The organism is Nocardioides sp. Iso805N (genome assembly GCF_000364605.1).
Taxonomy (GTDB): Bacteria; Actinomycetota; Actinomycetes; order Propionibacteriales; family Nocardioidaceae; genus Nocardioides.
In genome coordinates, this window is sequence record NZ_KB822588.1 from 63198 (window position 1) to 85560 (window position 22363).

A 22363-nucleotide genomic window follows, 5' to 3' on the forward strand; every position below is an offset into this window, starting at 1 on the left:
TGAGATGTCGCCTCGTGAACGGCCCGACACGCAATCCGTGGGCCCGCGACATGCGCCTCACCACGCCCTCTAGGGTGAGTCGCATGCTCGACATCACCTCGCTCGCCCGCCTGACCGAGGCCGCCGACGGCGTCGCGCCGCTCGACGAGTCCACGCTCCTCGCGGTCCGACACCACCCCGAGTCGGTCGAGGTGTGGGGCGACAACCGCGGCTTCGGGCTGCTGCACGGCGACGAGATGTCTCTGGTGGTGCTGCCGAACGAGCGCGGCACCGGCCTCGGTCGCCGGCTGCTCCTCCAGGCACCTGCCGAGGCGCGGCTGGCCTGGTCCCACGGCGACCACCCGGCCGCCCGCGCGCTGGCCGCGTCGTACGGCTGGGAGCGGGTGCGCGAGCTGTGGGTGATGCGACGACCTTCGTCGATCCCGCTGACCGTCGGAGAGGTGCCCGCCGGGATCACGGTGCGCGGGTTCGCGCCCGGCGACGAGGACGAGCTGCTGCGCGTCAACGCCGCCGCGTTCGCCTCCCACCCGGAGCAGGGGGCACTGGACCGGGCCGGGTTGCAGGAGCGGATGGCCGAGCCGTGGTTCTCCGCGGCCGGGCTGATCACCGCGTGGGATGACGCGACCGGTCGCCTGCTCGCCTTCCACTGGACCAAGCAGCACAGCCCTGCGTCAGGCGAGGTCTACGTCGTCGGGGTCGACCCGGCCGCCCAGGGCCGTGGCCTCGGCCGCCTGGTCACCGTCGCCGGGCTGGCCCACCTGCTCTCGCGCGGGGTCGACGAGATCCATCTGTACGTCGAGGGTGACAACACCCCCGCGCTGAGGCTCTACTCCGGCCTCGGGTTCTCCCACGCCGCGGCCGACACGCACGTGCAGTATCGCCGCCGGGCCTGATGCCGGCTCAGCGCAGCGGTCGCACGTGCAGCCCGACCTCGGGATCGACCACCGTCTCCTGCGCCACGGGCATCCCGTCGACGCTCAGCTGTGCATCGACAGGCACCGACCGCTTGACCAGCCCCAGCGCGATCGGGCCGAGCTCGAAGTGGCGCGCGGAGGAGCCGACGAAGCCCACCTCCCTGCCGTCGGCGCCGACCAGCGGGGTCGAGGCCTGCGGCAGCCGGTTCTCGGACCCGTCGAGGTGCAGCAGCACCAGCCTGCGCGGCGGACGGCCGAGGGTGTGCACCCGAGCGACGGTCTCCTGACCGCGGTAGCAGCCCTTGTCCAGGTGAGTGCCGATCAGGCCGATCTCGTTGGGGATGGTGCGGTGGTCGGTGTCGACGAACACCCGTGGCTCGCCGCGCTCGATCCGCAGCGCCTCGTAGGCCCACATCCCGCAGGCCGGACCGGCCGCGTCGACATAGGCCGTGAGCGAGTCGCGCGGGATGAACGACGTGCTGCTTGCGGTGCTCGAGCCCGTCGAGACCGGCCGCCAGACCACCGCCAACGACGGCTCGGCCGTCACCGTCACGTCGGACCAGAACCTCATCCGCTCCAGATAGCTCAGCAGTGCCTCGCCGTGGCCCGGCTCGGTCCAGGCGGTGAACGCCGTACCGTCGTCTGAGCCGGCCAAGAAGTGCTCGATGTGGCCCTGGGGCGACAGGATCAGGGCCGAGATCCAGCCACCCGGCGCGAGCCCCTCGAACGCCTGCGAGGTCAGTGAGTGCAGCCAGGTCAGCCGGTCGGGACCGGCGATCCGGACGACGTCGCGGTGGGAGAGGTCGACGAACCCCTCGCCCGAGGCCAGCGTGCGCTGCTCGACGTTGAACGACCCGTAGTGGGCAGCCACCGGGGCGTCGACCCCCGATCCTGCGACCGCGCCGGCCAAGGACAACAGCGGGGACACGTCACTCATCAGCTCTCACACTCCACACACTCACCGAACACGACCAGGTGACCGAGGTCGGGCACGAACCCTCGCTCCGCCTGCAGCCGGGCGGCGAAGTCGCCGGCCACGTCAGGGTCAACAGAGATGACCCGCTGACACTTCCTGCACACCAGGTGGAAGTGCTCGTGCTCGGTCGTCGAATGGTACGTCGCGACGCGGTCCGAGAGGTGGGCGTGCCGCACCAGGCCCAGCTCCTCGAGCACTTCGAGGTTGCGGTAGACGGTCGAGGCGTTGATCGCCGAGGACGACTCGCGCACGCACGCCAGCACCTCGTCGGGAGTCGCGTGCTGCAGCTTCTCCACCGCGGCGAGGACGAGCTCGCGCTGGGGGGTCAGCCGGTAGCCGCTCCCCCGCAGGCGCTCACGCCAGTCCTCGTCGCTCATCGCACGACCAGCCTCACTGCTCGACACGGTTGAGCTGCGCCCACAGGTGCGGCTGCAGCTCCTGCCCCATCGCCTTCATGTCGTAGGCGTACATCAGCTGGCCCTGCACGTTGCCGTAGAGCCGGTGGCCGGCCGTGACCTCCTTGGCGGTCTCGGTCTGGCCGATCCCGCGGGTGGCGAGCTCGATCTTGCCCTCGGCGGCCTCCCCGAACCACACCGACGCCAGCCCGGAGCTGTGCGCCAGCACCATCTCCAGGCGAGCCTTGCCCGGCTCGATCAGCGCGGAGCGGAGGAAGCCTGTCTCCATCGCGCCCGGACGCAGGCGCTCCTTGGTCTCCGGATCCACCACCCACGACATCGCCGAGTAGTGCAGGAACGGACGCCCGTCCTGCTGGAAGACCAGCTCCTGCTCGAACTCGAACTTCTCGATCGTCGGATAGTCGCCGTGCCCGTTGCCGTGCCAGGTGCCGAGCAGCCAGGCGATCGGGGCACAGTCGGGATGGAGGTTCTCGGGCAGGTGGAAGGGCACGTGGTCAGTCTAGGGTGCGGCTATGGCTAGGAAGCTCGTCGTGAAGGTCACCGCAGGCGCAGAGGACGCGGAGCGGTGCAACCAGGCGTTCACCGTGGCCGCCGCCGCGGCGGCGGCCGGCGCCGAGGTCAGCCTCTGGCTGACGGGCGAATCGGCCTGGTACGGCGTGCCCGGACGCGCGCAGGAGTTCAGCCTCCCGCTGGCCACCCCGCTCGTCGACCTGCTCGGGATCGTGCTGGCCGAGGGCAGCGTCACCGTCTGCACCCAGTGCGCGGCGCGGCGCGGGATCACCGAGGGCGACGTCATTCCCGGCGTACAGATCAAGGGAGCGGCCGTCTTCGCCGAGGAGATCCTCGCCGACGGCGTTCAAGCTGTCGTGTACTGACCACGCCTTCGGCCCTCGGGCCTGTCGATACCCCGATAGCATCGGAGGCAAATGGACACCCCGAACTCCCCCGACCGCAAGTGGTTCCGCCGATCGGGCGGCGAGGCCAACGGCGCCGTACCTGCTGAGACCGTCGAGCAGGTGGCCGCGCGTGCCGCCGAACAGGCCGCCGCCGCCGAGCGTCACGCCGGCCTGCGCCGGGCCGCGGAGCAGGCCGCTGCCGAGCAGGCGGCCGAGCGCATCGTCGCCGAGGAGCACGCCGCCGAGCACGCCCGTGCCCGCGCCGAGGCCGACCGCAAGGCCGCCGACCACGCCGACATGGCGCGCGCCGCCCACCAGGCCCGCAACGCCGCCGAAGAGGCAGCGGTCACGGCCGAGACGGCTCGTCGCGCGGCTGAGGAGGCCGGCGAGGCCCGGGCCAAGGAGCGGGTGCTCGCCGAGCAGGCCGCGGCCGAGCAGGCGAAGCTGGCCGAGGAAGCCGTACGCCGCCACCGCGACGCGGTGCAGCAGGCCGCGGATGTGGCTGCCGCGCGGGCCCGCGCCGAAGACACCGCGAAGGTCCGCTCCGAGGAGGCGGCTGCGGCGCACGAGGCCCGCGCAACCGCCGAGCAGGCCGCCGAGGCACGCGCCCACGAGGCCGCGCAGGCGCACGAGGCCCGGATCGCCGCCGAGGACGAGGCGAGAGCGAAGGCCGACGAGGCCGTGGCGGCCCATGGAGCGCGGCAGTTCGCCGAGCGGGTCGCGACCAGCATGGCCGAGAAGGTCAAGGCGGCCCAAGAGGCCCGCGAGGCGGCCGAGCGGGCCGCGGCCGCCGCTGCCATCGGTCGCGAGGCCGCTGACCACGCCGCGGCAGCGCACGCGGCGGAGCGGGGCGACGCCGAGAAGAGCGCAGCGCTCCAGGCGATGCGTGCGACCGAGGCGCACGAAGGCCGGCGGCGCGCGGAGGAGTCGGCCACCGAGCGTGCGCACGAGACCGAGCAGGCCCACGCCGACCGGATCGCGGCCGAGGACGACGCGGCCGCCGCCCACGCGGCCCGGGAGGCGGCCGAGGTCGCCGCTGCCGAGCAGGCCCGCCTGGCCGGCGAGGCACACGACCGGCACGCCTCCGCCGAGGCTGCCGCCGCTGCCGCCCAGGAGGCTCGCGAGGCGGCCGAGGCATCGGCGGCCAGCGCCCAGCAGGCACGGGAGGCGGCCGACCAGGCGGCTGCGGAGCATGCGCGGCTCGCCGGTGAGGCGCACCAGGCCCGCGCGGAGGCCGAGCGTGCCGCGGCCGAGCGGGCTCAGGAGGCAGAGGCCGCGCACGCCTCACGGCTAGCGTCCGAGGAGGCCGGCCGAGCGGCCACCGAGGCCGCCCACGCGTCCGCCCAGGGCGCGCACGCCGATCGTCAGACCGCGGAGCAGAACGCCGCCGACGCCCACCGCGCACGGCTGGCGGCCGAGGAGGCCACTGCCGAGCAGGCCCGCCTGGCCGGCGAGGCACACGATCTGCGCACCGATGCCGAGCACGAGGCGGAGAAGGCCCACACATCTCGCCGCGCCGCCGATCTGGCCGCGCACGAGCACGCCGACCGGGCCGAGCAGGCGCACATCGCCCGCACCGAGGCCGAGTCCGTCGCCGCCGAGCAGGCCCGCGCCGCCGGCGACGCGCACGCTGCCCGACTCACCGCCGAGCAGGCCGCCCAGGCCGCGACCGAGGCCGCGCACGCCCAGGCTCAGGAGGCGCACGCCCGCCGTACCGAGGCCGAGAACGTCAGTCACCAGCAGGCACTCGCCGCCGGCCAGGCGGCCGGTGCCGAGCAGGCCGCACTCGCCCGCGCCGCTGCGGCGGCGGAGGCGGAACGGTCTGCCCACGACGCGGCGGCCGAGCGCGCTCGCGAGGCGGAGGAGGCGCATGCCCGAGCCGCCGACCACGCCGCACAGGCGACCAGCGCCCACGAGGCCCGGACCGCCGCGGAGCAGGCCGCAGAGGCCACGGCCCGACTGCGCGCGGAGGCCGAGGACGCCGCCGCGGGTGCCCACCAGCACGCCGAGGGCTCGGCTGCTGAGCGGGCCGCCGCCGAGGCACGTACGGCGGAGGTCCTCGCCGCCGCCGCGTCCGCGGCCGAGCTCTCCCGACTCCAGGTGGAGGATGCCTACGCCGCGCGGATCGCCGCCGAGGAGGCCGCCAACGAGGCCGCCCGGCTGCGAGCCGAAGCCGAGGCCCGGGTGGACCAGCTCGTGATCGACCGCCAGGCCATCGAGTCCTCCATCCGGCACCACACCGAGCTCGTCGAGACCACCCTGCAGGAGCGGCTGGCCGCCGAGAGGCGCGCCGGCGAGCTCGCCCGCGAGCTGGCCGACCTGCGGGACAAGGTCGTCGCCACGATCAAGGACAAGGGTTCCAAGCGCAGCCTGCAGGCGCTCGAGCTGGCGGTCGCCGCTGCACCGGCACCGGCTCCGGTCGAGCCCGACGTACCTGCTGCTCCGGCCGCTCCCGAGCCGCGGGTGCAGACCAAGAGCGCCTGGGCGTTGGCCGCCGAGCTGGCGCAGACCGGCCAGATCCCCAAGCTGACGCCGGACGTGCTGCGCGCCATGGACGCCGCCGGCGGCAACCTGCCGGAGTCGGCCCCTGCCGTGGCCGCGGCCGCTGAGCCCGCGCCCGTCCCTGCGAGTGACGCCGAGGACCTCCGCAGCTTCACACCCGAGAACAAGCTCGGCCTGCTCACCGCCGGCGAGGTGACCGTCAGCGACCAGGGCGTCCTGGACGTGCGCAAGGGCAGCCGCAGCTACCGCTTCGACCTCTACGACACCGCGACCGAGGTGCGGATGAACGCCCGCCCCAGCAGCCGGCGCTGGCGGGTGGAGTTCCGCTCCGGGGAGCAGGCGGTCGCGGTGGACGGGAAGATGGTCGACGCCGAGGCGTTCACCCGCGAGCTGGCTCGGTGGCGCCCGGAGCTGGGCGTCTGAGCGGTCGGTTTCGACCCCTGGGGGTCAGTCCCGAACCTTGGGGGTCAAAGCATTGCCCAACAACGTGCGGTTTTGACCCCTGGGGGTCAAAACCGTCGCCCCCTACAGCCCCGCCTTGAGCGCTGCCGCGATCTCGGTGACGGCGGCCTTGGCGGTGCGTCCCGCGCCGATCACGTTCAAGAAGCCGTGGATCTGGTCCGGGAAGCGCCGCATCTCCACCTTCACCCCGGCGTCCTCGAGCTTGCGCCCGTAGGCCTCGCCCTCGTCGCGCAGCGGGTCGAAGCCGGCGGTGACGACGTACGCCGGAGCCACGTCGTCAGGCACCTCTGCGAACAGCGGCGACAGCCTGGGGTCGCGGTGGTCCATCCCGTCGGGCACGTAGGCGCGACCGGCCAGCGCGATGAAGCTCGTCGTGAGGTAGAAGCCCTCGCCGAAGAGTCGGCGCGACTCGGTCTCGGCCCCCATGTCCACGACGGGATAGATCAGCAGCTGGAAGGCGCACCGCGCCGTCGCCGTCAGCGCCACGCCTGCCGCGAGGTTGCCGCCGGCCGAGTCGCCGCCGACACCGATCCGGGCCGGGTCCGCCCCGATCTCGGCCGCGTGCTCGTGCGCCCAGTCGAAGGCGGCGAGCGCGTCGTCGTACGCCGCCGGGAACGGGCTCTCGGGCGCCAGCCGGTAGTCGATCGCCAGCAGCCGGACGCCGGCCTGCTCGGCCAGGTAGCGGCAGGAGGAGTCGTGCGAGTTGAGGTCGCCGAAGACGAAGCCGCCGCCGTGGAAGAACACCAGCAGCGGGCCGACCGCCGGCGCGCCGGTCGGGATGTAGAGCCGCGCGGGCAGGCCGCCGACGGTGAGGGTGCGCACCGAGCCGATCTTCTGGGTGCCACCGCCGATGACCGCCTGGCGCAGCAGTGCCGCGCGGCCCTCGGGGATCGAGAGCGCGGAGGGGTCGGGCTCACCGGCGAGCGCTGTCAGCCGCAGCATCAGCTGGGTGTCCACCGCAAGAGTCTGGCCATCGACCACGACCGGGCGGCCGGCCAGCCGACGCTGGAGACCGGCGGGGAGGTTCATGGCGGTGACGAAGGCGAACTTCTCCACCGGGTGGCGCAGCGACTCAACACTCACCCCCCGAACCTACCGCCTGGTAGCCCTGAGCGGCGAGGCCACCGCTGTTCACCCGAGGATGCCAGACTGGCCGTATGACCATCGAGAGCACCGACCGGAGCCCCGAGACGACGACGCTCGCCGATGTCCACGACCGTGAGTACGACCTCGATCCGGTCTACGTCCCCGATCACGACGCGCTCGCCGAGGTGGAGAAGCACGAGGACCGCTTCCTGGACCGCGAGCTGTCCTGGCTGCGGTTCAACCAGCGCGTCCTTGAGCTGGCCGAGGACGAGTCGCTGCCCCTGCTCGAGCGGGTCCGGTTCCTGGCGATCTTCACCAGCAACCTCGACGAGTTCTTCATGGTCCGGGTGGCCGGCCTCAAGCGCCGCATCGCCGCCGGCCTCGCCGTCCGGGCCGCCAGCGGCCTGATGCCGCGCGAGGTGCTGGAGCTGATCTGGAAGAACACCCGTGAACTCTCCGAGCGGCACGCCCGCGTCTTCCGCGAGCAGCTGATGCCGAAGCTGCAGGCCGAGGGGATCGAGCTGGTCCGCTGGAGCGAGCTGTCCGAGAGCGAGATCAAGCACTGCAAGAAGCTCTTCAAGGAGCGCGTCTTCCCGGTGCTGACACCGCTCGCCGTCGACCCGGCGCACCCGTTCCCCTACATCAGCGGCCTCTCGCTCAACCTCGCTGTGCTGATCCGGGACCCGCTCTCCGGCAAGGAGCACTTCGCCCGGGTCAAGGTTCCGCAGATCTTCAGCCGGTTCGTGCCGCTGGGCGAGAACCGGTTCGTTCCGCTCGAGGACATCATGCGGGAGCGGCTCTCCAAGCTCTTCCCGGGCATGCAGATCCTCGAGGTCCACGCCTTCCGGGTCACCCGCAACGAGGATCTCGAGGTCGAGGAGGACGACGCCGAGAACCTCCTGGCCGCCTTGGAGAAGGAGCTGCTCCGCCGCCGGTTCGGGCCACCGGTGCGCCTCGAGGTCGAGGAGTCGATCAGCGACTCGGTGCTCGACCTACTGGTCTCCGAGCTCGGGATCTCCGAGCAGGAGGTCTTCCGCCTCCCCGGACCGCTGGACCTGCGCGGTCTGCACGGCATCGCCGACATCGCCCGCGAGGACCTCAAGTACGAAGCCTTCGTGCCCGCGACGCACCGCCAGCTCGCACCGGTCGAGTCGGCGGCGCCGGTCGACGTGTTCAAGGCCGCTCGGCGTGGAGACATCCTGCTGCACCACCCGTACGACGCCTTCTCCACCTCGGTGCAGCGGTTCATCGAGCAAGCAGCCGCAGATCCGCACGTGCTGGCGATCAAGCAGACGCTTTACCGCACGTCGGGCGACTCGCCCATCATCGACGCCCTGATCGACGCCGCCGAGGCGGGCAAGCAGGTGCTGGTGCTGGTGGAGATCAAGGCCCGCTTCGACGAGCAGGCCAACATCCGCTGGGCGCGCAAGCTGGAGCAGGCCGGCTGCCACGTGGTCTACGGCCTGATCGGTCTCAAGACGCACTGCAAGCTGGCCATGGTGGTGCGCGACGAGGGCCAGTACGGCATCCGCCGCTACACCCACATCGGCACCGGCAACTACAACCCGAAGACCTCGCGGCTCTATGAGGACCTCGGCCTGATCACCACCAACGAGGCGATCGGCGAGGACGTCGCCCACCTGTTCAACAACCTGTCGGGCTGGTCCTCGGCGCCGGAGTACGAGCAGCTGCTGGTCGCGCCCCAGACGGTGCGCAGCGGGCTGGTCGAGCAGATCCACCGCGAGATCGACCACCACCTCAACGGCCGCCCGGCGCGGATCCGGCTCAAGGCGAACTCGCTGGTCGACGAGGCGGTCATCGACGCGCTCTATCTCGCCTCGCAGGCAGGTGTCCCGGTGCAGCTGCTGGTGCGGGGCATCTGCGCGCTGCGTCCCGGCGTACCTGCCCTGTCGGAAACGATCGAGACGCGGTCGGTGCTGGGCCGCTTCCTGGAGCACTCGCGGGTCTTCTGGTTCGACAACGGCGGCGAGTCGCGGGCCTGGATCGGGTCGGCCGACATGATGCACCGCAATCTCGACCGCAGGGTCGAGGTGCTGGTCGAGATGCCGACACCTGAGCTGGTCGCCGAGATCGGGAGCCTGCTCGACCTGGCCTTCGATCCGGACACGCGGGCATGGACCCTGGGCCCGGACGGCGAATGGACGCTCAACAACGGCTCGGTCGACCTTCAGGCCGCCCTGATCGAGCGGCAGCGACGCCGACGCAGGCAGAAGACCTGAGCCCTCAGGCGCGAAGACCGAACCCCCCGCGTTCCCGTCGCTGGTGCGGCGACTTGCGCCTGCGCAAGGCCGCTCGCCTAGCATGTGGAGCGTTCGTCCACCCCACGCCAGGAGTTTTCCGTGCGTTTGCGCATCCGTCCGGTCGAGACATCGTTCTACGACCTGTTCACGGAGTCAGCCCAGCACTTGGTCACCGGGGCGGCACTCCTAGCTGAGATGTTGAGCGAGAGCGCCGAGCACGCCAGTGTCGCCAAGCGCATGCGAGACGCCGAGCACGCCGCCGACGAGACCACCCACGCGATCGTGCGGCGGGTGAACTCGACGTTCGTGACGCCGTTCGACCGCGAGGACATCTACGCCCTCGGCTCCGGCCTCGACGACGTGATGGACGCGATGGACGAGGTGGTCGACCAGATCCTCGTCTATGAGGTGAAGGTGCTGCCGCCCGAGCTGTCGGACCAGGTCGCGGTGCTGCAGCGCTGCGCCGAGCTGACCGCCGCCGCGATGCCGAAGCTGCAGTCGCTCAGCGACCTCGACGAGTACTGGATCGAGATCAACCGCCTGGAGAACCAGGGCGACAAGAACCACCGTCGCATCCTCGCCAAGCTCTTCTCCGGCGAGTTCAAGGCGATGGAGGTCCTCAAGCTCAAGGACATCGTGGAGTCCCTCGAGGAGTCGATCGACGCCTTCGAGAAGGTGGCGAACATCGTCGAGCAGATCGCCGTCAAGGAATCCTGAGTGACTCTCGCGATCCTGATCGCGGTCGTGGTGATCGCGCTCGCCTTCGACTACACGAACGGCTTCCACGACGCCGCCAACGCCATCGCCACGTCCGTCTCCACCCGCGCGCTGACGCCGCGGGTGGCGCTCATCCTGGCCGCCGTCATGAACTTCGTCGGCGCGCTGCTGGGACAGGAGGTGGCACATACCGTCTCCGAGGTGCTGCGGCTCAACGCGGCGGACGCGAACCACGCGCTGGTGATCGTGCTGGCCTCGCTGCTGGGCGCGATCGCGTGGAACCTCATCACCTGGTACTTCGGTCTGCCCTCGTCCTCCTCGCACGCACTCATCGGTGCGCTCGTGGGTGCCGCGTTGGCTGCCGGATCGTCGTACGCGTCCGTGCACTGGAACACGGTGATCGACAAGGTGCTGGTGCCGATGGTGATCTCCCCGATCGTCGGCTTCGCGCTGGCGTTCGGGGTGATGCTGGCGATCATGTGGATCTTTCGCCGGCGCAACCCGCACAAGGTCTACCGCGGCTTCCGGCTGATGCAGACGTTCTCGGCCGCCGCGCTGGCGCTGGGTCACGGCCTGCAGGACGCGCAGAAGACGATGGGCGTCATCTTCCTGGCACTCACGGTCGCCTACCCGGCCACCTACGGCAGCGACAAGAACCTGCCGCTGTGGGTGGTGCTCTGCGCCGCCTCCGCGATCTCGCTCGGCACCTACTCAGGTGGCTGGCGGGTGATGCGCACCCTGGGCCGCAAGATCATCCACCTCGACCCGGCCCGCGGCTTCTCCGCCGAGGTCGTCGGTGCCAGCGTGCTCTACGGCAGCGCGTACTTCTTCCACGCTCCGATCTCGACCACCCACACCATCACCTCGGCGATCATGGGCGCTGGCGCCACGCAGCGCTTCAACGCCGTGCGCTGGGGGGTCGCGGGCAACATCGTCGTGGGCTGGGTGCTCACCTTCCCGGCCGCCGGGCTGGCCGCAGCCGGGATGTACGAAGTGCTGCGGGTGCTGTTCCGGGTCTGAGACCCAGGCACCTGACCTTCTTCACCGAGACACGCCGATAGATGGTGATGAAGGTCAGGTGTGTCACGCGGCGGGCAGCTGTCGCTTGAGCCAGATCCCACGCTCGCCATCGGTCAGCGCCCGCCGCCGCGCGACGGTGGACGTGTCGACCCACCAGTCCGGTTGGGCCAAGGTCCACGGCCCCGTACGTCGGCGTGCGGCGGCGCGCTGATAGGCCGCGGCCAGCCGCCGCACGAAGCGCTCACGCCCGGCGAGGTCCCCGCTCATCATGACGACCAGCTCGAGGTCGAGGCGCCGATAGAGTTCCTCGCGATCGAGATCGCGCTCGCGCGGCTCGAGGCCGTCGTGCGGTGCGCCGTCGTACTCGCCCACCACGCCTGCGACAGGATCGATCAGGTCGGGCGTGACCAGGTGCCGGCCGTCTTCGTCGAAGAGCGGAGCGTTCGCGAGCGGACTCCCGCGGCGGGTCTGGAGCCAGGCCATCCGCATGATCGACTCCATCGGCGACCAGCTGTTCTCATCCGCGTACGGCGACGCCTGCCAGATCCGGCTGACGTGCGGGCGGCCGGCGAGCCGCTCACGAGCGTAGGTGTGCACCTCCGCCGGCGAGCAGAGGTCGTCGAAGGCTGCCATGTCGAGGATCCGCACCCGGTCCTCGAGACTCCGGTTGCTGCGCAGGAGCCGGCAGACCGACCGGGGGTGGGTCGTCAGCCGTAGCCCATCGACCACGATGATGTCGGCGGGATCGAGGAACTCCTCGCACAGCTCCACCCCTGGCTGCTGACGGAGTCGTCGCTTGTTGTCGAGTGCCAGCGTCACCGGCATCAGACCGGATCCAGCCCTCGTCGTGCCGTCGAAGTAACGACCACCGGCCCAGTGCAGTGCAGCCCAGCCCGTGATCGCTCCGGTTGCCGGGAGGAGCGCCGCGGCCTCGACGATGCGCTGGTCGACCCGGCGGCCGTCGACCGCCGCGGGAACGTGCCAACCGCGATAGGGACTGCGCCAGTGCGGCCCGGCGGCCTCCCGCGAGCGCGGGCCTTCGATTCCCGCTCGATCGACCTTGACCGGTAGAGCGAGGCCCTGTCGCGTGATTCCCGAGAGATCCATGGACCGAGGATCGCCCGGATCGCCGTCACGCGGCGGCGGCCGTCCACAGGCCCCCGGCGTACCTGACCTTCCTCACCAGCCACCGGCGTGTCCCGGTGAGAAAGGTCAGGTGCCCGGGTCAGTCGGCTCAGCCGAAGCGACCGGAGATGTACGCCTCGGTGTCCGGGTTGTCCGGGGTGGTGAACATCGTCTTGGTGGGGTTGAACTCCACCAGGTGGCCCGGCTGACCGGCGGCCTTGAGGTTGAAGAAGCCGGTGTCGTCGGAGACGCGCGCGGCCTGCTGCATGTTGTGGGTGACGATCACGATCGTGTAGTCGGACTTGAGCTCGTGGATCAGGTCCTCGATCGCCGCGGTCGAGATCGGGTCGAGCGCGGAGCACGGCTCGTCCATCAGCAGCACCTCGGGCTCGACCGCGATCGCGCGAGCGATGCACAGCCGCTGCTGCTGACCACCGGAGAGGCCCATGCCCGGCTTGCCGAGGCGGTCTTTGACCTCGTTCCAGAGGTTCGCGCCGCGCAGCGACTTCTCCACGATCGTGTCCGCGGTCGCCTTCGGCATCCGCTTGGCGTTGAGCCGGTTGCCGGCCAGCACGTTCTCGTAGATCGACATCGTCGGGAACGGGTTCGGCCGCTGGAAGACCATGCCGATGCGGCGGCGCACCTCGACCGGGTCGATGGCCGAGTCGTAGAGCGACTGTCCGTCAACCGTCACCTTGCCCTCCACGCGGGCGCCCGGGATCACCTCGTGCATCCGGTTCAGCGAGCGCAGGAAGGTGGACTTGCCGCAGCCCGAGGGGCCGATGAAGGCGGTGACAGCCTTCGCCTTGATGGTCATGTTGACGCCCTCGACGGCCTTGAAGTCGCCGTAGTAGATGTCGAGGTCGGTGATGTCGATGCTCTTTGCCATTGCTGTGTTACTCCCGTCAGTGCCCTGGCTGAATCAGTACCGTGGGGCGAAGATCTTGCCGATGATGCGGGCGATGATGTTGAGGATCATGACGATCACGATGAGGACCAGCGCGGCGCCCCAGGCGCGGGCGTAGCCCGGGGGGTCGGCGGCGTGCGCGCCCAGCGGTGTCGCGCCGGGCGTCTTGTACTGGTTGAAGATGTAGACCGGCAGCGTGGTCATCCGGCCGGAGAACAGGTTGCCGTTCATCGAGTCGTTGTAGCCGGCGGTGACCAGCAGCGGCGCGGTCTCGCCGATGACCCGCGAGATCGCGAGCACGATGCCGGTCACGATGCCGCCGATGGCGGTCGGCAGGACCACCTTCACGATGGTGCGCCACTTCGGCACGCCGAGGGCGTACGACGCCTCGCGCAGGTCGCTGGGAACCAGCCGGAGCATCTCCTCGGCCGAGCGGACGACCGTCGGGATCATCAACAGGGCAAGGGCGATCGCGCCGCCGATGCCCGCCCGGAAGGCCGGCCCGAAGAACATCACCAGCAGGGCCAGCGCGAACAGACCGGCCACGATCGAGGGGATGCCCGTCATCACGTCCACGAGGAAGGTGATCACCCGCGCCAGCCGGCCACCCCTGCCGTACTCGATCAGGTAGATCGCCGTCATCAGGCCGATCGGCACCGCGATGATGGAGGCCGCGAGAGTGACCACGATGGTGCCCTGCAGGGCGTGCAGGATTCCGCCCGGCATCGAGCCGATGACGCCGCGCATCGAGGTGGTCAGGAAGTGGCCGTTGATCACCGGCGCACCCTTCTGGACCACCAGGATCAGCAGCCACAGCAGCGGCACGCACACCACGACGAACGAGCCCCAGACCAGGTGGGTCATGAGTCGGTCGGTGGCGGCGCGCGGGCCTTCGAGGACGCGCGACCACAGCGGGAGTGCGAAGACGTAGAGCAGGCCGGCCACGACGAGCAGCGCGATCCAGCTCCAGCCGAACAGCAACGAGATCAGTCCGGCGACGGCCAGCGCGGCCACGGCGACGACCACCGGCGCCCAGCGCGGCAGGCGCGGGCGGGCGAGCGTCGAGGGGGCGAGAAGGGCTGTCATCGGGGTCCCCGCTCAGTTGTTCGCGGAAGGAGCGGAGCGGGAGGAGCGAAGAACTGCGTGGGGTGATTCATCGTGCGAGGTTCCTCTCACCGCGGCCGATCGCCCACCGCGCGATGAAGTTGACGGCGAAGGTGAAGGCGAACAGCACGAGACCCGCGGCGATCAGCACGTGCTGCTTGTCCGGCGTGGCCTCGGAGTAGTTGTTGGCGATGTTGGCCGCGATGGTCTGCGGGCTGGTGTCGCCGATGATGTTGAGCGTGAACTTCGGCGAGGACGAGTAGACCATCGTGACCGCCATGGTCTCGCCGAGCGCGCGGCCCAGGCCGAGCATGATGCCGGCGATGACACCGGACTTCGCGTAGGGAAGCACCGCGAGCCGGATCACCTCCCACCGGGTGGCGCCGAGACCGATCGCTGCCTCCTCGTTGAGCCGCGGCGTCTGCGCGAACACCTCGCGGCTGATCGCGGTGATGATCGGCAGGATCATCACGCCGAGAACGAGCGCCGCGGTCAGAGCGGTCTGCCCGTTCGGCGACGCGGGGCCCTTGAACAGCGGGATCCAGTTGAGGTAGTCGCCCAGCCAGTTGATCACCGGCTTGAGCGCCTGCGCGAGTGCCCTGCCACCCCAGAGGCCGTAGACGACCGACGGCACGGCGGCGAGCAGATCGATCACGTACGCGACCGGTGTGGCGAGCCTGCGCGGGGCGTAGTGGCTGATGAACAGTGCCACCGCGAGCGCGAACGGCACCGCCACGATGAGCGCCAGGATCGAGATGAAGATCGTGCCGAACAGCAGCGGCGCGACGTACGACCAGAAGTTGTCGAACCCCTGGCCGTAGGTGCTCGGATCCACGCTCAGCCCAGGAACACCCTGGATCAGCAGGAAGATGAAGACGCCGGCGAGGACGACCATGATGAGCAGGCCCGCGCCCAGCGCGGCGCCTGCGAAGATCCGATCGCCGAGCCGCGCCGAACGCCGCGCCGGGGAGCCTGAGTCAGATTCGGGCGGCCCGGTGGGCGTCTGCTCGGGGGAGGCGGTGAGAGACACGCAGTTCCTGAGGTCGAAGTGGGCTGTGCGGCGGCCCGCTCATCGCGGGCCGCCGCACCAGGTCTTGCCAGCCCGGGGTCACCCTGTGGGGTCACCCGGGCGCGGGATCACTTGGCAGCGATCTTGGCGACGATCGCGGTGGCCTTGTCCGAGACGTCGCTGCTCAGCGGGGCCGAGCCGGCGTTCGAGGCACCGGCCTTCTGGCCGTCCTGGGAGACGATGTAGGACAGGTAGCCCTTGACCAGGCTCGCGGTGTTCGCGTCGCTGTAGGTCGGGCAGGCGATCAGGTAGGACACGAGCAGCAGCGGGTAGGCGCCATCGCTGGTGTCGGTGCGGTTGACGTCGTAGATCAGCTGGTTGTCGGTGGCCGACGGGTCCAGGCTCGAGGCGGCGACCACGGCGGCAGCCCCGTCGGCCGACGGAGCGTTGTAGGACGAGCCGACCTTGATCGACGCGACTCCCAGGCCACCGGCCTGCGAGGCGTCCGCGTAGCCGATGGTGCCGTCGCCGCCCTTGATCGAGGTGATGACACCCGAGGTGCCGTTGCCCGACAGCCCGTTGGTGGACGGCCACGTCTGCGAGGCCGGGCTCTTCCACGCGCCGGAGCCGGCCTTGCTCAGGTACTCGGTGAAGTTCTGGGTGGTGCCCGAGTCGTCCGAGCGGTGCACGGTGTGGATCGCGGTGCTCGGCAGCGTGACGCCGCTGTTCTGCTGCGCGATCGCCGGGTCGTTCCACTTGGTGATCTGGCCGTTGAAGATCTTGGCGATCGTCTGCGCGTCGAGCTTCAGCGAGTCGACACCCTTGAGGTTGAAGACGACGGCGATGGGGCTGATGTAGTCCGGCACCTCGATCGGGTCCGCACCACCACACTGCTGCTTGGCCTTGGTGTACTCGTCGGAGGGGTTCGCGATGAACGCGTCCGAGCCGGCGAACGGGTAGGCGCCCGACTCGAAGCTGGTGCGACCGGCGCCGGAGCCGACGGGGTCGTAGCTGATGGTCACGCCGGAGTTCTGCTGCTGGTAGGCGGCCATCCAGGCCTGCTGGGCGGAGCCCTGAGCGCTCGAACCACCAGCGGCGAGCTTGCCGCTGACGGAGCCGCCTGCGGCACCGGTAGAGCTGTCGCTGGCGTTGTTGTTGTCGTCACCGCACGCGGCGAGGGAGGCTGCCAGCGCGATCGCGGCAACACCCGGGACGACGGCCCGGCGGAGGGAGGTCTTCACTTCAGTTTCTCCTGTGGTCATTCGCAGGTTGACGTCAGCGAAGGTAGGCAGCCGAAGTGACCGGATCCATGGTCGTTGGTGAACGAGGCGTGAACGCGATCTGCCGTCTCGGAAACGAAATCGCGTGGAGTCGGCAGATAGTGAGTGAACTCGCGGTCCTGGGACTTGTCAGAGCGGCAGGTGCCGCTCTATAGCGACGACCCGGCCCTTGCGGATGTGCGCCACCGCTATCTCCCCCTTCTCCAGCGCGAGCTTCCGCATGCCGAGCGCGGAGAAGACCATCGGCAGCACCGGACGGTGGCTGCACACCACCAGCGGTCCGCGACCCGGCAGCTCGCTGGCGAGTCCGAGGATGAGCGCACCGGTGGCCTCGGCCGCAGCGCCCTCCTCACTCAGCAGCGTGGTGGACTCGATCGGTACGTCGGCAGCCACGGCGTACGGCTCGACCGTCTGGCGGCAGCGCTCGCTCGTGGAGGTGACCACCCGGGTCACGCCGAACGCGGCGAGCACGGCACTGAGCCGCTCGGCCTGGCGCTTGCCCGAGGCGAGCAGCGGCCGCGCCGCATCGGTACCGCGCCAGGTGTCGCGGGAGCGCGAGTCGCTGTGCCGCAGCACGATCAGCGGGTACGTCGTCTTGCGGGCCGCGATCGCCTCACGCAGCGTCGCCCGGTCGTGCGGGTAGGTGAGCCGCCGGCCGGCGTCGGCGATCGGCACCCAGGCGACCTGATCGATCTCGCCGGGCCGCTGGTAGTCGCTGACGTCGTCGGTGGCGCCCTCGAGCACCCGCCCGGTCCAGTAGTGCACCCGCTTCCAGCCGCGGCCGACGCGATAGCGCTGGGCGCGCAGCGGCCGGGTGAGTCGGATGGGCAGCCCGGTCTCCTCCTCCACCTCCCGCACGGCGGCGACGGTGACGTGCTCACCGCGGTCGAGCTTGCCCTTGGGGAAGGACCAGTCGTCGTACTTGGGCCGGTGCACCAGCAGCACCTCGCGGCACTCCTTCTTGCTCCGACGGAAGACGACCGCCCCGGCGGCCTCGACGTCCCGTGTGGGTGCAGGCATGTGGGTAGGGTATTCGGCCGGGCGGCGCGCTGGGCAGTGGCCGCGGGCACGACGTTGGTGACCTAGGTTGTCCACCGTGGTGCTGAGGCGAATACGGGCGCGGACGATCGCGCTGACGACTGTCCTCGCGATCGTCGTCTGCGTGGGCGCGGTGCTCGGGGTGAAGGCGTGGGACTCCGCGCATCGCAGTGATCTGCAGCGGGCGATGGCGCTCGCGCCGAAGGACGCCCAGCGGTACTCCTGGACCGACTGGGCGCGGGTGCGCGCGGCGCTCGGGACATCCTCGGACGAGAAGCTCCTCGACGCCGGGTACGACGCGGATCTGACGCCGGCTTCCTCCCTCACCACGTCGGTGGACCTGATGAAGTCTGCCTTCGGCTTCACCCCGGCGACCATGTCCTGGGAGCTGCTCACCCAGTCGACGAGCGGCGCGGCGCTGTTGATGAAGGTGTCCGACTCGGTCTCCTTCGACAGCATCCGATCGCACCTCAAGGCTGCGGGCTTCACCGCGCCCAAGGATGACGGCGGGGTGTGGGACGGCAGCACCGTGGACGGCGTCGGCGGCGTACCGATCCTGTCGTTCGTCTCCCTCGACGAGGACCGGCACCTCGTGGTCACCAGTGACACCGACAGCTTCGCGGCACAGGTCGTGGACCATCTCGGCGACGGGTCGGTGCCGCAACCCATCGCGCGGGTGGTGAATGCTGTCGACGAGCCCATCGCGGCCGAGATCTACGGCGGCGACTACACCTGCAGCAAGCTCGCCATGGGCGAGGCCGACCCGACGGACGAGGCGCAGGGCCAGCAGCTGATCACCGAGGCGGGCAAGGTCAACCCGGTGCTGGCCTTCGCGATGGCTCGCGAGATCGGCCCCGCCGGGAAGGCGGGCGACGTACGGGTGGCGCTCGCCTTCGAGAGCCACGACCAGGCGGTCACCAACGCGACGACGCGGGCGAAGCTGGCCAGCGGGGAGGCGCCCGGGCAGGGCGGCAGCTTCACCGACCGGTTCGCGCTCGGCAAGGTCGCCGCTGATGGTGCCGTGGTGACGATGGCGCTGCGGCCCAAAAACGGCTCACCGGTGCTCTCGGACCTGTCCACGGGACCGCTGCTGTTCGCGACCTGCTGAGGGCTGTCGGCGGGGTAGTCCGGGGCGAAAATCAGCCCCACCGGCGAGTAACCCCTGATTTGCGCCCCGGACTATCCCCGGAATCGCCGCAACCGCAAGCTGTTCCCCACCACGCACAGCGACGACAGCGCCATCGCTCCGCCGGCCAGCATCGGCTCCAGACGTCCCGACGCCGCCAGCGGGATGAGCACCACGTTGTAGCCGAACGCCCAGACCAGGTTGGCACGGATGGTGCGCAGGGTGGCGCGGGCCAGTCGCACCGCGACCGGGACCAGCCGCAGGTCACCGCGGACCAGGGTCAGGTCGCTCGCGGCGATCGCGGCGTCGGCGCCGGTGCCCATCGCGATGCCGAGGTCGGCGGTGGCGAGGGCGGCGGCGTCGTTGACCCCGTCGCCGACCATCGCGACGACCCGCCCGGCCTCTTGGAGGGCACGCACGTGGGCGGCCTTCTCCTCGGGGAGTACGCCGCTGATCACGGTCTCGAGGCCCACCTCGTCGGCGATCGTGCGTGCGGCGCGCTCGTGGTCCCCGGTGAGCAGGACCGGCTCGAGGCCGAGCCGACGCAGCTGGTCGACGGCATCGGCTGCCCCGTCCTTGACCGTGTCGGCGACCGCGAGCACGCCGCGCGCGGCACCGGCCCAGCCGATCGCGACCGCCGTCGCGCCGGTGGCCTCGGCCCTCTCCACCGCCTCTTCGAGGGCGGGCTCGAGCGGCAGCCCGCGCGAGCGCAACAGCTCGGGCCGGCCGACGACGACCGACTCACCGTCCACGACACCCTCGGCACCCAGGCCGGGCAGAGCGAGGAAGTCGTCCACGTGCGGCAGGTCCGTGGCGGCGTGCCCGGATCGACCGGCGACGGCGATCGCCCGGGCGATCGGGTGCTCGGAGGCGGACTCGACTGCGGCCGCGCGGCGGCGTACGTCCTGCTCGGAGGTGGTCGGCGACGCGGTGACCTCGATCAGCCTCAGCTCGCCGCGGGTGACGGTGCCGGTCTTGTCGAGCACGACGGTGTCGACGCGACGGGTCGATTCGAGCACCTCCGGGCCGCGCAGGAGCACACCCAGCTGCGCACCGCGTCCGGTGCCGACCAGCAACGCGGTGGGGGTGGCCAGCCCCAGCGCGCACGGGCAGGCGACGATCAGCACCGCGACGGCGGCGGTGATCGCCGTTGACGGCGAGCCACCCGTGACCAGCCAGCCGACGAAGGTCAGCAGGGCGAGCACGAGCACGGCGGGCACGAAGTACGCCGAGACTCGGTCGGCGAGCCGCTGCGCCGCAGCCTTGCCGCTCTGGGCCTCCTCCACCAACCGGGCGATCCGCGCCAGCTGGGTGTCGGCGCCGACCCCCGTCGCGCGGACGACGAGCCGGCCGTTGGTGTTGAGGGTGCCACCGGTCACCGCCTCGCCCGCGCCGACCTCGACCGGCACCGGCTCGCCGGTGAGCAGCGAGGCGTCGACGGCCGAGACGCCGGCCTCGACCACGCCGTCGGTGGCGATCCGCTCCCCCGGACGGACGACGAACAGGTCCCCCACGCGCAACCGCTCGACCGGCACCGTCACCTCGGCGCCGTCGCGCAGCACCTGCACCTGCTTGGCGCCCAGGGTCATCAGCGCACGCAACGCCTCCCCCGCGGTGCGCTTGGCGCGGTGCTCCAGCACTCGACCTGCCAGCAGGAAGGTGGTCACGGTCGCAGCCACCTCGACATAGGTGTCGCCGTCGCCGAGCAGCGCACCGAGGGACCAGAGGTAGGAGACGCTCACGCCGAGGGAGACCAGCGTGTCCATGGTGGTCGCGCCGTGCCGCAGGTTGACCAGGGCGGCACGGTGGAAGGGCCAGGCCGACCAGGTCACCACCGGCAGGGCCAGCACGAACGTCACCCAGGCCCAGCCCGGCCAGATGGGGGCGGGCAGCGGTGCGAGCATCGCGATCGCCAGGATCGGCACCGTCAGCGCCGCCGCCACGACCAGCCGGCCGATCAACGGGTCGCGCTCGCGGCCCGGCTCGGCACTCTCCTCGGCCGCATCGGCCGCCTCGACCGGGGTGGCGTCGTAGCCGGCAGCCACCACCGCCGCGACGAGGTCACCGGTGGCGACGCCGTCGACGTACTCGACCCAGGCCTTCTCGGTGGCGTAGTTGACGCTCGCGCTGACGCCGTCGAGCTTGTTCAGCTTGCGCTCGATCCGGTTGGCGCACGAGGCGCACGTCATCCCGGAGATGGCGAGCTCGACCTGTTGCTGGCTCATCGCAACGCGTACCCGGCCTCCGTGACGGCCTCGGCGACATCCGCCCGCTCCAGGGGTACGTCGGAGGTCACGCTCAGCTCACCCGTCGCCAGGTCGACCGCGACCTCGACGACACCCGGCAGTGCGGAGACCTCCTCGGTCACCGAGGCGACGCAGTGCTGACAGGTCATGCCCTCGACGACCCCGTGGAACGTGCTCACGACCTCACCAGCCGGGCGATCGCCTCGACGGCCTCCGCGACCTTCTCCTGCGCCTCGGCGTCGCTGCTGCGCGCGGCGTCGACCACGCAGTGGCTCATGTGCTCCTCCAACAGGCCGAGCGAGACGGCGTGCAGCGCCTTCGTCATCGCCGAGACCTGGGTCAGGATGTCGATGCAGTACTGCTCCTCGTCGACCATCCGCGCGATGCCGCGCGCCTGGCCCTCGATGCGTCGCAGTCGCTTGAGGTAGTCGTCCTTGCGGTGGATGTAGCCGTGCTCGCTCACGTCCATGACGTTACCCGTACCCCCTAGGGGTATCAAGAGCGCAAAGACGGACGGCCGAATGCGGGCCGCTCAGGACCCTTGGCGCGCGCGCGGAACGACACCGAGGATCTCGTCGATCTCCTCGGTGCTGAGGTGCTCCTCCGACTCGCTGGCCGCGATGATCAGGTTGGTGGTCAACTCGACCTCCCCGAGCAGGTCCGCGTCCTCGAGCGAGACGTCGAACTGGTCGTGCACCTGGTCCTCCTCATCACCGGGTCGCCAGGTCCGTCCGACCAGGGCATGCTTCCGGTGCTCCCATTCCCCTTCCAGATTACGTCCAAACACCAACCGGACCTCGGGACATGACACGCGTGCGGCCACGTTTTACCCAACCTGGATGACGCCTGGACAATGCCTGGACAATGCCTGGAGAGTGCCTGGACGGCGTCCAACGACCTGCCGAAATGACACGAGGCCCCGACCTCGCGGTCGGGGCCTCGCTCTGATCTAGATCAGATGGGGCGGACGTTCTCCGCCTGCGGGCCCTTCGGACCCTGGGTGACGTCGAACTCGACCTTCTGGTTCTCGTCGAGCGACTTGTAACCGTTGGACTGAATAGCCGAGTAGTGCACGAAGACGTCGTCGCCGCCGTCCTCCTGCGCGATGAAGCCGAAGCCCTTCTCAGCGTTGAACCACTTAACAGTGCCCTGAGCCATGTGCTCTGTTTCTCCTTAGTCGGGGCGAGAAGCCGCCAGGTTCGACGGCCCCGCAACAGCTGCGGTGACACCGTCGCTCCGACCTGTGGAGTCCCCCGCGTTGAAGCGGGCACAGAGCAG

General features: G+C 70.6%; 22 protein-coding genes. 7 read left to right on the forward strand and 15 right to left on the reverse strand.

Going from position 1 to position 22363, the window contains the following annotated elements; all coding sequences use genetic code 11:
• The first annotated feature begins 83 nt into the window (after positions 1-83).
• Complete coding sequence (mshD, locus tag H036_RS0119985; RefSeq protein WP_017936588.1) at positions 84-893, forward strand: mycothiol synthase; 810 nt, start codon at positions 84-86, stop codon at positions 891-893.
• 7 nt (positions 894-900) lie between these two features.
• On the opposite strand, the gene ygfZ is transcribed toward mshD, so the two are convergent.
• The 3 genes from ygfZ to H036_RS0120000 are packed head-to-tail and all read right to left on the reverse strand — an operon-like array spanning position 901 to position 2796.
• Positions 901-1851 carry a CAF17-like 4Fe-4S cluster assembly/insertion protein YgfZ gene (ygfZ, locus tag H036_RS0119990; RefSeq protein ID WP_017936589.1) on the reverse strand — a complete coding sequence of 317 codons (951 nt, stop codon included), beginning with the start codon at positions 1849-1851 and terminating at the stop codon, positions 901-903.
• A complete protein-coding gene (locus H036_RS0119995; protein WP_017936590.1) occupies positions 1851-2267 on the reverse strand; it encodes a Fur family transcriptional regulator in 417 nt (138 codons plus the stop codon). The genes ygfZ and H036_RS0119995 overlap by 1 nt, the downstream gene beginning before the upstream one ends.
• Positions 2268-2280: 13 nt before the next feature.
• The gene (locus H036_RS0120000) at positions 2281-2796 is read right to left on the reverse strand and encodes an FABP family protein (protein WP_017936591.1); all 516 of its coding nucleotides are present in this window, start codon (positions 2794-2796) and stop codon (positions 2281-2283) included.
• Between the two features lie 22 nt (positions 2797-2818).
• Here H036_RS0120000 and H036_RS0120005 point away from each other — a divergent pair, with 22 nt between their 5' ends.
• Both H036_RS0120005 and H036_RS24670 read left to right on the forward strand, forming a co-directional pair.
• Positions 2819-3181, forward strand: a complete 363-nt coding sequence (locus tag H036_RS0120005) for a DsrE family protein (protein WP_026146199.1) — start codon at positions 2819-2821, stop codon at positions 3179-3181.
• A gap of 51 nt (positions 3182-3232) precedes the next feature.
• Positions 3233-6127 carry a hypothetical protein gene (locus H036_RS24670; RefSeq protein WP_051068737.1) on the forward strand — a complete coding sequence of 965 codons (2895 nt, stop codon included), beginning with the start codon at positions 3233-3235 and terminating at the stop codon, positions 6125-6127.
• 102 nt (positions 6128-6229) lie between these two features.
• Here the strand turns inward: H036_RS24670 and H036_RS0120015 are convergent, their stop codons facing one another.
• The gene (locus tag H036_RS0120015) at positions 6230-7249 is read right to left on the reverse strand and encodes an alpha/beta hydrolase (protein WP_017936593.1); all 1020 of its coding nucleotides are present in this window, start codon (positions 7247-7249) and stop codon (positions 6230-6232) included.
• 74 nt (positions 7250-7323) lie between these two features.
• Here H036_RS0120015 and H036_RS0120020 point away from each other — a divergent pair, with 74 nt between their 5' ends.
• From H036_RS0120020 to H036_RS0120030, 3 genes are all read left to right on the forward strand, one after another.
• Positions 7324-9492 carry an RNA degradosome polyphosphate kinase gene (locus H036_RS0120020; protein WP_017936594.1) on the forward strand — a complete coding sequence of 723 codons (2169 nt, stop codon included), beginning with the start codon at positions 7324-7326 and terminating at the stop codon, positions 9490-9492.
• A 120-nt stretch (positions 9493-9612) separates the two neighbouring features.
• Positions 9613-10230 (forward strand): DUF47 domain-containing protein, encoded by a 618-nt coding sequence (locus H036_RS0120025; protein WP_026146201.1) that lies wholly within the window; start codon positions 9613-9615, stop codon positions 10228-10230.
• Positions 10231-11250: an inorganic phosphate transporter gene (locus tag H036_RS0120030; RefSeq protein WP_017936596.1), complete on the forward strand. Its 1020-nt coding sequence runs from the start codon at positions 10231-10233 to the stop codon at positions 11248-11250. It begins immediately after the preceding gene.
• A 63-nt stretch (positions 11251-11313) separates the two neighbouring features.
• On the opposite strand, the gene H036_RS0120035 is transcribed toward H036_RS0120030, so the two are convergent.
• The 6 genes from H036_RS0120035 to H036_RS0120060 all read right to left on the reverse strand — a co-directional run bounded on the left by H036_RS0120035 (position 11314) and on the right by H036_RS0120060 (position 17695).
• Positions 11314-12357 carry a hypothetical protein gene (locus H036_RS0120035; RefSeq protein ID WP_017936597.1) on the reverse strand — a complete coding sequence of 348 codons (1044 nt, stop codon included), beginning with the start codon at positions 12355-12357 and terminating at the stop codon, positions 11314-11316.
• 127 nt (positions 12358-12484) lie between these two features.
• Complete coding sequence (gene pstB, locus H036_RS0120040) at positions 12485-13264, reverse strand: phosphate ABC transporter ATP-binding protein PstB (RefSeq protein WP_017936598.1); 780 nt, start codon at positions 13262-13264, stop codon at positions 12485-12487.
• Positions 13265-13297: 33 nt separating this feature from the next.
• Positions 13298-14368 (reverse strand): phosphate ABC transporter permease PstA, encoded by a 1071-nt coding sequence (gene pstA, locus H036_RS0120045; RefSeq protein WP_017936599.1) that lies wholly within the window; start codon positions 14366-14368, stop codon positions 13298-13300.
• Between the two features lie 67 nt (positions 14369-14435).
• Entirely contained in the window at positions 14436-15416 is a 981-nt protein-coding gene (pstC, locus tag H036_RS0120050) for a phosphate ABC transporter permease subunit PstC (protein WP_017936600.1), read from the reverse strand.
• Between the two features lie 107 nt (positions 15417-15523).
• Complete coding sequence (pstS, locus tag H036_RS0120055; RefSeq protein WP_017936601.1) at positions 15524-16636, reverse strand: phosphate ABC transporter substrate-binding protein PstS; 1113 nt, start codon at positions 16634-16636, stop codon at positions 15524-15526.
• Between the two features lie 168 nt (positions 16637-16804).
• Complete coding sequence (locus tag H036_RS0120060) at positions 16805-17695, reverse strand: NUDIX hydrolase (RefSeq protein WP_017936602.1); 891 nt, start codon at positions 17693-17695, stop codon at positions 16805-16807.
• 76 nt (positions 17696-17771) lie between these two features.
• Between H036_RS0120060 and H036_RS0120065 the strand changes: the two genes are divergently transcribed.
• A complete protein-coding gene (locus tag H036_RS0120065) occupies positions 17772-18821 on the forward strand; it encodes a hypothetical protein (RefSeq protein ID WP_017936603.1) in 1050 nt (349 codons plus the stop codon).
• A gap of 71 nt (positions 18822-18892) precedes the next feature.
• On the opposite strand, the gene H036_RS0120070 is transcribed toward H036_RS0120065, so the two are convergent.
• The 5 genes from H036_RS0120070 to H036_RS0120090 form a co-directional block, all read right to left on the reverse strand.
• Positions 18893-21064 (reverse strand): heavy metal translocating P-type ATPase, encoded by a 2172-nt coding sequence (locus H036_RS0120070; protein ID WP_017936604.1) that lies wholly within the window; start codon positions 21062-21064, stop codon positions 18893-18895.
• A complete protein-coding gene (locus H036_RS0120075) occupies positions 21061-21264 on the reverse strand; it encodes a heavy-metal-associated domain-containing protein (protein WP_017936605.1) in 204 nt (67 codons plus the stop codon). The genes H036_RS0120070 and H036_RS0120075 overlap by 4 nt, the downstream gene beginning before the upstream one ends.
• Complete coding sequence (locus tag H036_RS0120080) at positions 21261-21554, reverse strand: metal-sensitive transcriptional regulator (RefSeq protein ID WP_017936606.1); 294 nt, start codon at positions 21552-21554, stop codon at positions 21261-21263. Before H036_RS0120080 ends, H036_RS0120075 begins: the two co-directional genes overlap by 4 nt.
• A 63-nt stretch (positions 21555-21617) precedes the next feature.
• The gene (locus H036_RS25805) at positions 21618-21782 is read right to left on the reverse strand and encodes a hypothetical protein (RefSeq protein ID WP_017936607.1); all 165 of its coding nucleotides are present in this window, start codon (positions 21780-21782) and stop codon (positions 21618-21620) included.
• A gap of 257 nt (positions 21783-22039) precedes the next feature.
• Positions 22040-22243 (reverse strand): cold-shock protein, encoded by a 204-nt coding sequence (locus H036_RS0120090; protein WP_017936609.1) that lies wholly within the window; start codon positions 22241-22243, stop codon positions 22040-22042.
• Between the last annotated feature and the right edge of the window lie 120 nt (positions 22244-22363).